The sequence below is a fragment of the Candidatus Aminicenantes bacterium genome (genome assembly GCA_026393795.1).
In the GTDB taxonomy this organism is placed as follows: Bacteria; Acidobacteriota; Aminicenantia; order UBA2199; family UBA2199; genus UBA2199.
This window is the reverse complement of the sequence record JAPKZL010000255.1, coordinates 16,270-27,390: the sequence shown is the minus strand read 5'-3', so window position 1 is coordinate 27,390 and position 11,121 is coordinate 16,270. Positions and strand designations below refer to the sequence as shown.

7 protein-coding genes are annotated in these 11,121 nt (G+C 57.4%); 2 read left to right on the top strand and 5 right to left on the bottom strand.

Annotated features, from left to right (window positions below):
- Both NTW95_12830 and NTW95_12825 read left to right on the top strand, forming a co-directional pair.
- Window positions 1-492, top strand: a complete 492-nt coding sequence (locus NTW95_12830; protein MCX6558294.1) for a lytic transglycosylase domain-containing protein — start codon at window positions 1-3, stop codon at window positions 490-492.
- A gap of 143 nt (window positions 493-635) precedes the next feature.
- Window positions 636-6,383 carry an Ig-like domain-containing protein gene (locus tag NTW95_12825; protein ID MCX6558293.1) on the top strand — a complete coding sequence of 1,916 codons (5,748 nt, stop codon included), beginning with the start codon at window positions 636-638 and terminating at the stop codon, window positions 6,381-6,383.
- Window positions 6,384-6,575: 192 nt separating this feature from the next.
- Here the strand turns inward: NTW95_12825 and NTW95_12820 are convergent, their stop codons facing one another.
- The 5 genes from NTW95_12820 to NTW95_12800 all read right to left on the bottom strand — a co-directional run bounded on the left by NTW95_12820 (window position 6,576) and on the right by NTW95_12800 (window position 11,120).
- The gene (locus NTW95_12820) at window positions 6,576-7,430 is read right to left on the bottom strand and encodes a transposase (GenBank protein ID MCX6558292.1); all 855 of its coding nucleotides are present in this window, start codon (window positions 7,428-7,430) and stop codon (window positions 6,576-6,578) included.
- 198 nt (window positions 7,431-7,628) lie between these two features.
- Window positions 7,629-9,101 carry a GH1 family beta-glucosidase gene (locus tag NTW95_12815; protein ID MCX6558291.1) on the bottom strand — a complete coding sequence of 491 codons (1,473 nt, stop codon included), beginning with the start codon at window positions 9,099-9,101 and terminating at the stop codon, window positions 7,629-7,631.
- A gap of 287 nt (window positions 9,102-9,388) precedes the next feature.
- Entirely contained in the window at window positions 9,389-9,541 is a 153-nt protein-coding gene (locus tag NTW95_12810) for a hypothetical protein (protein MCX6558290.1), read from the bottom strand.
- A 226-nt stretch (window positions 9,542-9,767) separates the two neighbouring features.
- Window positions 9,768-10,616, bottom strand: a complete 849-nt coding sequence (locus NTW95_12805) for a hypothetical protein (GenBank protein MCX6558289.1) — start codon at window positions 10,614-10,616, stop codon at window positions 9,768-9,770.
- A gap of 3 nt (window positions 10,617-10,619) precedes the next feature.
- Window positions 10,620-11,120 carry a 3-isopropylmalate dehydratase gene (locus tag NTW95_12800; protein MCX6558288.1) on the bottom strand — a complete coding sequence of 167 codons (501 nt, stop codon included), beginning with the start codon at window positions 11,118-11,120 and terminating at the stop codon, window positions 10,620-10,622.
- Between the last annotated feature and the right edge of the window lies 1 nt (window position 11,121).

The following is an 11,121-nucleotide window of genomic DNA, read 5'->3' as shown; positions in this document are numbered from 1 at the left end:
TTGTCGCTGCGCAAAACCGTTGACACCCTCAACGATAAAATAGACGCCCACCGGGAAGCCATGGCCAAGACCGATTTCTACCGTTTCCAGGAAAATGTCTATCGCCTGCAAACCCCCGAATTCGCGAATATCACCGGCGCGGTTTTCAACCTGAGCCGGAAACACGGCTTCAACCCCTACCTGGTGATGGCGATCATTTTCGTGGAAAGCCGCTTCAACCGCCATGCCGTGTCCAGGGCGGGCGCCTACGGCCTGATGCAGGTCAACTATACGGTCTGGAAGGAAGAACTGGACATTGACCGCCGCAAGCTCTCCCAGGTCGACTACAACATCGAACTGGGCCTCACCATCCTAAAAAGCTATCTGCGCGAAACCAAGGGCGACATCATCAAGGCCCTCATCCTCTACAACAACGGCTACAAATATACCAACAGCGACTACCACGAGAAAATCATCGCCACAAACTTCTACAGGCACGCCAAGATCGGCTGAGCCCTTCCCTTTCCCCCTCCGAGGTTGTAAAAAAAAAACTCCTCGCGCATAATCCTTCAGCGGAGCAGCGGCAAACGATTTCTTCCAATTTTATTTAAAGTGCCGTCTAATCCGATTTGACGATTTGCCAAAAGGAGGCGGGCATGAAAATTTTCGCGGCTATACTGGCGGTTTTTTCAACGATATGCCTGGCAACGGCCTTGGCCGGGGACAGGCAAAAAAAAGATTTGCAGGCCATTTACAACTTATCGGGAGACCTGCAGAGCCTGGCGAACAAAGAGCTGACCATCACCTTTTCCGACGATATGCTGCCTTTGGGCGGCAAGCGGGACGGCGCCGCCCTGATCAAGATCTCCCCGGCTGTCAGAGGTTTATTCACCTGGCGCGGCAACCGCACCCTGGCCTTTAAGTCCGAGTCGCGCTTTCATTATTCCACTACCTACACGGCGACCATCCCGGCCGGGACCCGGTCGCTCTCCGGAAAAACCATGCCCAAGGAGATGCGCTGGCAGTGGAGCACACCACGGGCTTTTCCCCGTGAAATCAAGACCTCCAGCTTGGATTACTTTTCATCATTGCCGGCGAACGAAAAATTGGATTTCGCGGTTTGGGTCAACGACTCGCTGATCCTGCGCTTCGAGCAGCCGGTTTCGGCCGCCAAGGCCAGGGGTTTTTTCATTCTCAAAGAAGCGAAGAGCGGCGAGCCGGTCTCGCTCCAGTTTTCTCAGAAAGCGGCTGATGAGCTCGCAATCCGCTTTGCCGGGAAACTGCGACGGGAAATGCTCTACCAATTTGTCGTAAAAAAGGGGTTTAGCGGCAGCGAAGGAAGCACCGGGACCGACAAGGAATTTGCCTTCACTTTCGAAACGGTGCCGCCGTTCCGCTACGACGGCCCGCAGCCCGTAATCCTTAGAACCGACGAGCCCAATTTCTGGCTCGGATTTTCCAACCCCATTGCCGAATTCAACCAAAACCTTATCACTGTTTTCAAAATGAAGGGCAAGGAAAAGAGGACCCTCAAGTTTCATCTCGAGCCAAGCTATCGCGGGAATGAAAACCTGGTCGTGGCCATCGAAGAAGAACTGTCGTCGGGAGACGCCTTGAGCATCGAAGTCGGGAAGGGCCTAACCAACATCTATCACGAACAGCTCCCGGAGAAGCTCGAGCTCTCAGCCAAGGTCTGCTCCAGCCTTTCCCCGTTCATCGGCTTCAGCATGGATGAGAATAACCTGCTGCTGACCACGAAAAGCATCGCCAAGGCCGGGATCCGGATGTTCAAGCTGACTCCGAATTTTTATACCCAATTGGAAACCGGCGGTTTCGGCATTTTGCAGGGGAAAAACTTCAAGGCCGACTTTATCGAGACGGAAATCCTGGAAAACCTGGAGAACCTGCCCGAAGGCGAAAAAATGCAAACCCTAGGAGACGAAAAGCTCGGCTCCCCTCTGGGCTTCTTCGGGTTCCTGGTCCAAAAGCGCGAGCCGTACAACGTTTGCCGGGAAATCGCCCTGCCGCACCGTCTGGCGGCGGATCCTCCCGAACTGCATGTCTTTCACCGCCGCCATATGGACATGGTCATCAAGGCCGGCAAAGACCAGACCCTTTACTGGCTCTACGACAACCGCTCGGGCCAGGGGCTCGGGCAGAAGCCTTTCTTTCTCATGCGTTCCCGGGAAACGGCGCCGCTCGGCGAATCGGGCGCCAACGGGATCCTCATCGACGAAGCGGGGGTGAATCAGGACGATCTGATCATAGCCAAGAACCCGGGCAGCGACGACATGGCGCTGGCCAAGGTCGGGCTCGAACCGGTTTCGGCCCGCGAGCTGCGGATCTCCGTGTTCAGCGATCGCGACTTTTACAAGCCGGGCGACACGGTCCACGTCGCCGGCATCGTCAAGGAATACGCTTTGGGCAAGGTCACCTCACCGCAAGCGACAACGGCCTCGCTGGAGATCATCGGCCCCGACTGGCAAAAGGTAAAAACCGAAACGCTGCCGCTCGACCGGCTGGGCGGCTTTCATTATGAATACCAGTCCGACCCGGCCGGCAAAAAGGGACGCTACCAATTCCAGGTCAGAGTCCAGGACGGCCAATCCTGGCTGGGGCAGCATGGCGTTACCATCGATTATTACCAGCCGAACACCTTCGAGGTGACGATCACCGACATTGCCGAGCGCTACCTGTTTCAGGATTTCTTCCGGCCAACGGTCAGCGGCTCCTACCTGGCCGGCAATCCCATGGCCGGCGACGGCTTCAGCTACAGCCTGGAGGTGGCTTCGGCGGCGGCCCGGGGGTTCGGCGGCAGCGAACTGGAGCGCTACGCTTTTGGCCTTGATCGCAACCTGGCATCAAACGACCCGTCGCAGCAAGGGAAGGACAAGCTGGATGCAGGCGGGAAATACGTTCTCGGCATTCCGCTGAAAACATTTAAAAAGACCAATTATCTCGCCGGTCTCCTTTTTACGGCCACCGGCAAATCAGCCGAAGGCAAGGAGTTCACCGCCCGGACCCAGTCGGTTTATTTCCCAGGCAACTATTTAACCGGCATCCGCATCGGCTACTATCATAACCTGAAAGAGCGGATCGATGCCGAACTGGCCCTGGTCAACTTCACGGGAAAACCCGTTTCCGGCAAGATCCGGGTTACCCTTTACCGGGAAATCTATGAGGATTACCAGCGCAAACTGATAAAAGTGACCGGGCCCGACGACATCTTCGTCGATAAAACCAAAACCCACGCTTTCCGCGTGCCGACGGCCGGCCGCTACGTCCTGCGCTGCGACACCCCCGACCCAAACGGCCGCGTCGTTTCGACGTCGGACAGCTTCTTCGCCTGGGACAGCGGCTATTCCGACCGCGATGAAGGGCTGCGCATCGAATGCGATCGGGAAGCGCTGCATGTCGGCGATAAGTTGAAATGCTTCATCCGTTCATCACGGGCAGGTCAGGCCCTGGTGACGGTCGAAAGGGGAAAAATCCTGGATTCCATGGTTCTCGACCTGCAGAAGATGACGCTCCTTGAACTCCCGGTCAAGAAAGAATATTTCCCGGCCATCCGCGTCAGCGTGATCGCCATGTTCGCCAACAATGCTTCCGACGAGTGCACCAAGGAGTTTCAGGTCCTGGATGAAGGCAAAACCATGCGCGTCGAACTGGAAAGCCCCGGCGAGATCAAGCCGGCCAGCAAGGCGACCGTGAAGATCAGGACCCTCGATGCGCAGCAAAAAGGCGTGCGGGCGAAGCTTTTCGTCTACGCCGTCGACAAGGGCAACCTCTCCCTTCAGGATTATCAGACCCCCGATCCGCTCAGGCGCTTTTACTACACCGACCCGCTGGCCAGGAGCATGCTCAGGACCTATTATTCGAAGAATTACAGGCAATGGACTTTCGCGCGCCCGACCATGGACATCGACTTGCCCGGGCCGGCGATTTTCGGCAGCATTACCGGACCCGACGCCATGCCGATCGCCGGAGCGGCCGTCATCCTCGAGGATGAGAAGCACATTGAACTGAAAACGGCCGTCAGCAGCCCGCAGGGTTATTATTCATTCCCCGGCCTGTCCAGCGGGAATTACATCGTCAAAGCCAGAGCCAAGGGATACTTCCCCACCTTCCAATCGGGCATTTATTTCAACGGCAGCGATCATTACCCTTGCGACCTGGTACTGATCCCGGTCATGAAAGAAAAGTATTGGGACCTGACCGGGAAGTTCGTCACGGATGAGGGCATCGAGGGCGGCATCATGGACGGCGTCATGGGCGGCGTTGAAGGCGGTGTCGCTCCGGCCATGCCCATGGCCGCGGAAAAAAAAATGATGGCCCGCAGCATGAAGGGAGAAGCGGCCGCGGATGCCGAAGCAGACACTTCCGGCATCCGCATACGCAGCGATTTCCGCGAGGTCCTGTTCTTTAAAACCGTCGAAACGGACGAGGCAGGCAATGCCGCAATTGACTTCGAGAGCTCGGACCAGCTTTCTACCTACCGCATCATGGCCGTGGCCTACAACGAGGACAGTTTTGGCCGGGCGGAGAAGGAACTCATGGTCAGCAAGGACCTGCTGATCAGCGAAGCCATGCCCGAGTTTGCCCGCCAGGATGACACCTTCAACGCCGGTGTGCAGCTCAGCAACCGCACGGCGAAAGATCTCCAGCTCACCCTGCTGGCCAAGCCCGAAGGGATCGGCATCAACGGCGCCGGGCAGGCCAAACGCACGCTGGGGCCGCGCCGGAACGAGTTGTTCCAGTTCCCGTTCATCGCCAACCGCGTCGGCGAAGCGCGCATTGTTTTTTATGCTGTCAGCGCGGCCGACAAGGACGGGCTGGAGAAGAAATTGCCGGTGACCGACCGGCTGGTCAGCGAAACCCTGCTTGACTTTGCCAGCGGCAAGAGCGTGAAAAAGATGATCGAGCCCCAGGCCGACGGCGTGGAGCAAACCGTCTCCATCAAGGCCGCCCCGTCGCTGCTGCGCCCCGCGGTCAATATTGCCAAGAAGCTCGTTTTTTATCCCTACGAGTGCCTCGAGCAGCGAACCTCCAAGGTGATGCCCTTCCTGGCCTTCAGCCCGGAGCTGGCCGAGCGCCTGGAATTGGGCCTGGACCAGGAGCAGATCCGTGCGGCGGTCGAGGGATATTTGAAGATCATCCCCGAATTCATGAACAGCGCCGGCGCCCTCTCCTACTACCGCGGCGGACAATATACCTCAGATTACCTGACCGCCTATGTCCTGTGGGCGCTCTACTTGGCCAGGGAACGCGATTACAAGGTCGACACGCAACTGGTGCAGAAACTGACGGGATACCTGCAACGGGCTGAACTGGACAAGACCTGCGAAAGCTTTTATCAGTTCGTCCTAAGCCTGCACAAGGAAGCCGACACCGGCAAGCTGAAAAAGCTCGCCGCCGAGCGCGACACCTTGCCGTTGCCCGGCCGGGTGTTCCTGTACCGCGCCCTGCATAACCAGGGGATCGAGACCGATTCCCTTAAAACCATGCTGGCCGAGTTCAACAACAGCCTGCAGGTCGAGGCCGATTTCGCCTATTTCGATGCCGGCGAGTACGCCTACCACCGCGATTATCCATTCTACTCATCGCGCTTCGCCACCGCCCTGATCCTGCAGGCCGTCCTGGAGGTGGAGCACGGGCACGTGCTGGCCGAGCGGATCATCAACTGGCTTCTCGAATGTCAACCCTACTGCTGGAACACGACCCAGACCAACTTCTGGATTCTCAGCGCCATGGACGAGTACCTGAAACAGGTGGAGAAAACGACGGCGCGCCGAGCCGAAATTGTTCTGCTCGACGAAAAAACAACGAAAGAGTTCGCCAATGTCCGCGACGTGCTGCAGGTCAGCAAAAAACTGATTGATTTGAAAACGCCGATTGAAGCCTTGGTCAGCGCCGATCAGCCGGTTTATGTCAGCAGCGAATTGACCTGGAAGCTGGACAAGGCCGGGAAAAAGAACCGCGGCATCGACATCCAGCGCAATGTCTACAACGAAAAAGGGGAGAAGACGGAGGTTTTCCGGCGCGGACAGGTTTACCAGGTCGAATTGTTGATCAAGGCCGACAAGGAGGTCCCCTACGGCGTGATCGACGAACCCCTGGCCGCCGGCTTCGAGCTCCTGCGCCAGGATATCGCCACCACCCGCTCTTTGAAGGAATTCAACACGGCAAACCATGGCAAATACTGGACGCCCTGGGCGCGCCAGGAAAACGCTGCCGACCGCCTGGTCTATTACACCTACTCGTTGAGCGGAGCTATGCGCATCGTCTATTTCATCAAGGCGATGTACAGCGGCAGCTTCACCTGGATGCCGGCGATCGCCCAGGGGATGTACCACCCGCAGTACTTTGGCCGGACGGCGATCAAGGCGATCGAAGTCAGGGAGTAAAAAAAGGGACGAGCTTCGCACATACCCTTTCGTCCGGAGTCTTGCCGCGGGTTTTGACGAGCAGCAAACCGCTGCCGCCGGCCAGGACGAAGGGGACGACGAGGGCTTTAGGGACGAGGGCTTTAGGGACGGACTATGAAAAAGTGAACGAGGGCTTTAGGGACGGACTATGAAAAAGTGAAAATGTTCATTTTATGGCCTCATCGTCTTGCGGAAGTTGTGGTATAAGCGAGACATAGATTGATAGTGCAAATCGGAGAAGATTTGTATTTCAATTATTTCACGGTATTTCAATCCAGTCTGGTCATATAACCGAGCCAAAAGCTCCGCCCGCAATCTTTTCCCTTCCCAATGAGCCAGATTGATATCTTCAATTTTTATCCCCTTGGTCCGTTCAAACTCCTGAATTACCTTGGCCACAGGTTCAAAACCAAAATCATCCCGCCTCTTCTGTTTGGTTGGGTTCGGTTTCTGTCTGCGCTCGAAACGTTCCAATGCCTTTTCAACAAAAGTTTCATCCCCAAAAACTGGACCAAGCCTGGTTTTCAATATCGCTAGTTTATTGTTGTCAGTTGATCGCATTGCTCCAATCAAATTATTCCGGCTACCAAATAATCCCAGAACAAATTCGCCGTCCAACCATCCGGAGATTGCTTTCTCAAAATAACTTACTGCGCTTGACCAGGGATACTTCGTGAAGTCATCAGTTACTCCGGCTTTAACCGGGTTTTGCAAAACATAAACTATGACCTGTTTCAAATAAGCGTCATCTTGAACGAGGGTGGACACAAACCGGTTTTGGAACACATACCCCTTGCTACTGGTGTTTTTACGATAAAAAAAAGCGTATTGAGTGTTTAAGTTGCGAAAAAAATCCGACATCCTGCCAGAAGCGCGCTCCAGTACCAAATGGTAATGGTTGTCCATGATGCAATACGCAAATAAGCGCATGCGGAATTTTCCCGTCTTTTCGGCAAGCATTTCCAAAAAAACCGTTTTTTGCTTGTCTTCCTTGAAAATGGCTTCACCATTGATCCCCCGGTTCATGCAATGGTGATACGCTCCCGGAAACGTGAATCTTGGTTGTCTCATGCATTCATGATGGCAAACAAATTCACTTTTTCATAGTCCGTCCCCAATGCTCTGAGGAAATGGCAGTCGGAACCTGCGCAATGACAATTACTGACACGCCCGACAATTATTGTCGCCAGCGGTGCGGTTTGTTGCGTTTGGTGAGGCGCCGGATCAGAAGCCGTTTGCCGCGGCCACTTTCGCGTACCAGCGCCCGGACTCCTTGATCGTGCGCTTGCCGGTCTTGAAGTCGACGTGGACGAGGCCGAAGCGCTTGGTGTAGCCCTCGGCCCACTCGAAGTTGTCCATCAGGCTCCAGGCGTGATAGCCGCGCACGTCGGCGCCGTCCCGGATCGCCCGCGCCAGCTCGGCGAGGTAACCGCGGTAGAAGGCGAGGCGGCGCTCGTCGTCGATCTTACCGGTCGCATCGGGCTCGTCGTTGTAGCAGGCGCCGTTCTCTGTTATCTCGATCGTGCGCCGGCCGTACTCGCGCGTCACCCACATGACGATGTCGTAGAAAGCGCTCGGCCAGACCTCCCAGCCGTTCTCCGTGATCGGGCCTTCCTTGCCGCCGCCGAAGGAGCCCGGGATGTCGAAGGCCGGCCCGGACTGGGTCGAGACAAAGAAACGGTTGTAGTGGCTGAGGCCGAGGAAGTCGAGATGCGCCTTGACGCGCTCCATGTCGCCGTCCTTGATCCCGATGCGTTCGGCGGGCAGGCCGCCCGGGAACACGTCCGGGTAGCGTCCGTAGAGCGCGGGCTCAAGGTGCCACACATTCCAGAAGGACTGCCAGCGCCGGGCGGCGTCGCGATCCTTCTCCGAGTCGGTCTCGGGCGTGAAGGTGGACATCGTGTAAGCGTTGCTGATGTGGGCCTTCGGGCGCTCGGCGCGGATCGCGCGGCAGGCGTCGCCGAACGCGAGGTTCACGACGTGGCCAGCACGCAGCATGGCGTCGGGGTCGGTTCTGCCCGGCGCGTGTCCGCCCCAGCCGTAGCCGGAGAGGGTGAAGACGTTCGGCTCGTTGAACACCACCCACTCGCCGACGCGGTCGCCGAGTGCGCGCATCACGATGTGGGCGTACTCGGCGAAGCGATCGGCCGTATCGCGTGAGGGCCAGCCGCCCGCGTCTTCCAGCGCCTGCGGCAGGTCCCAGTGGTAGAGCGTCACGAAGGGGCGGATGCCCGCTTCGAGCAGCCCGTCGATCAGGTGGCTGTAGTGCTCGAGGCCCTTCGCGTTCGCCGCGCCCTTGCCCGTCGGCTGGATGCGCGGCCATGCGATCGAGAAGCGGTAGCTGGTGAGGTTCAAGGCCCCGAGCAGGCCGATGTCGTCGCGCCAGCGGTGGTACGAGTCGCAGGCCGTGTCGCCCGTGTCGCCGTTCTTCACTTTGCCTGGTGTATGGACGAAGCGGTCCCATATCGACTCGCCCCGGCCGTCCTCCTTCGTGGCGCCCTCGACCTGATACGAGGCAGTCGCGGCGCCCCAGCGGAAGCGGGCAGGGAAGACGACCTTGCGCACCGTGCCGGCCGCTCGCGTTTCGAGCGGGAAGGCGGAGGCGACGCGCGCCGCTCCGCCGAGGAGGCCCGCCCCCGTGAGGACCAACGCCTGGTTCAGGAAGTCACGGCGATTTTTCGGACCCTGATCGCTCATCGTCTCTCCTCGTTACGCGCAGACGGCACACGCTGCGGGTACGCCCCTCGACGCAGGATGCCCCAGTGTTCTTCCTGCGAACTGATAGGAAAATCAATTTTCTCCATGATGGGATTTTAAGAATAATGTGATGAAATTGCAACAGTCGGCTGTACGTTTTGTGTGAATTTCCTGCAACTCCGGTTCCTGGGGAGCCGGCCATCCTGCATGCGCCTGCAAAATGGCCAAACACATCTATTTCGCCTAGGAAATGGATGTTCCTTTACCGGAAGCATGGAACGGATTTCTTAATCTGATAATTTGCGCAGCAAGTTCATAGGGAACGGAGAAGCCCGGGCGTCAACCGCCGCCGGTTTGGGGTACTCGATCGGCCACATCTTGAGGTGACGCAAAATGCGGATAACCTCTTCCCGTTCCTGAATAAAGGCGATGATCTTCATATGCCCACCGCACTTGGGGCACTTCAACGGGTCGCTCTCATACACTTGGTAGATCCTCCGCGACCATGACCGGCGACAGGTTTTTAGTCTTACTTCATAGGGGCCGTATGCCTCGTCTATATCATCAAGGCGATGTACAGCGGCAGCTTCACCTGGATGCCGACGCTCGCCCAGGGGATGTACCACCCGCAGTATTTCGGCCGGACGGCGATCAAGACGATAGAGGTCAGGGAGTAAAAAAAGGGACGAGCTTCTCGCACACCCTTTCGTCCGGAGTCTTGCCTTGGGTTTCGACGAGCAGCGAACCGCTGACGCCGGCCAAAACGAAAGGGACGACGAAAGCCTGATGCAGCAGCACGGAAATGATCGCGGCCAGGACAAACCCGATCCAAACCGGGGCGCCGGCGCTGCTGAAAATGAACCAGTTTGGCAGCGCGAGGCAGAGGAAGATAAACATTAAACCGGCGGCAGAAAACCACAGCCAGCTTCGTGACAAACGCCGGCTTTTGGCTCCAAGTGCCGAAACGAGCGCCACCCCCTCCCGGAGCGAAAGCGTGATATCCGGCCCGTCCCGGGAAAAAGCCAGGACCAGGACGGCCTGGCCGATGATCGTATCGGCAGGGAAATCCAGGAAACGCCGCGCCCCGCCCGCTGACGGCTTTTTTGCAATTTGCCCGTTCAAGCCTCTGGAAAAGGACATCGCCCGCCTTAGTTTCAGGTTCAATGCCTGCCATTGGGCATAGCTGCCGAAAAGACTTCGCGACTCTTTGAGCGCCGTTGCCAGGCCGGAAACCGGGAGGGCGCGCCCGGAAAACAGGAGCAGCATGGCCGCCCGGTAGCGAAAAAGAAAAAAACGCTGCGCGGCCAATCCACTCGCCGCCCAGCCCAGGACAGCCGATATGGCGATGATGACCACCGCCGCGCTGGGGCCGCCGGCAACCCGATAGGCAAAAAGCAGCATGCCGAAAACGATGATGGTCGCAAAGCCGCCAGCGGCAAGGATCCCAGCCCGGATCAACAGCGCGGGCAAACCGCGGTACAGCGTTGCCAGGGCCTCTTTAAAATTCAGAGCCAACTTTCAGTTCTTGCCCTTGGTTTCGAGAAGGAGTTTGCGGGTAAAGGGGATCAGCCCCCCGGCATCGATGATGACCTGGCGCGCCTTGGGCAGGGCCACGATCGGAAAAATTTTGCCCGAGGTCTTATTGATGACCTGGTCAATGGTGAATTCCAGCTCGTCGCCTTCATTGGCTTCAATGGCCGGACAGATGACCATCTTCAGACCGAGGTTGATCGCGTTCTGCAGAAAAATGCGGGAAAAATTCCGGGCCACGACCACGAAATCGGGGCCTTTCAGGCAGGAAGCGGCCTGCTCGCGCGACGAACCGCAGCCGAAATTCTTGCCGCCCACGATGATGCTCTGGGGCGGGAACTCTTTTTTCTTTATCTTGGCGTTGAATTCGGGATAATCGATGAAGGCGAATTGCGGCGTTTCCGTGGGCAGGACAGTAGCCATGAATCTTCCCGGATAAATGATATCGGTGGAGACATCGTCCCCCACTTTAAAGACAACTTTAGCCATC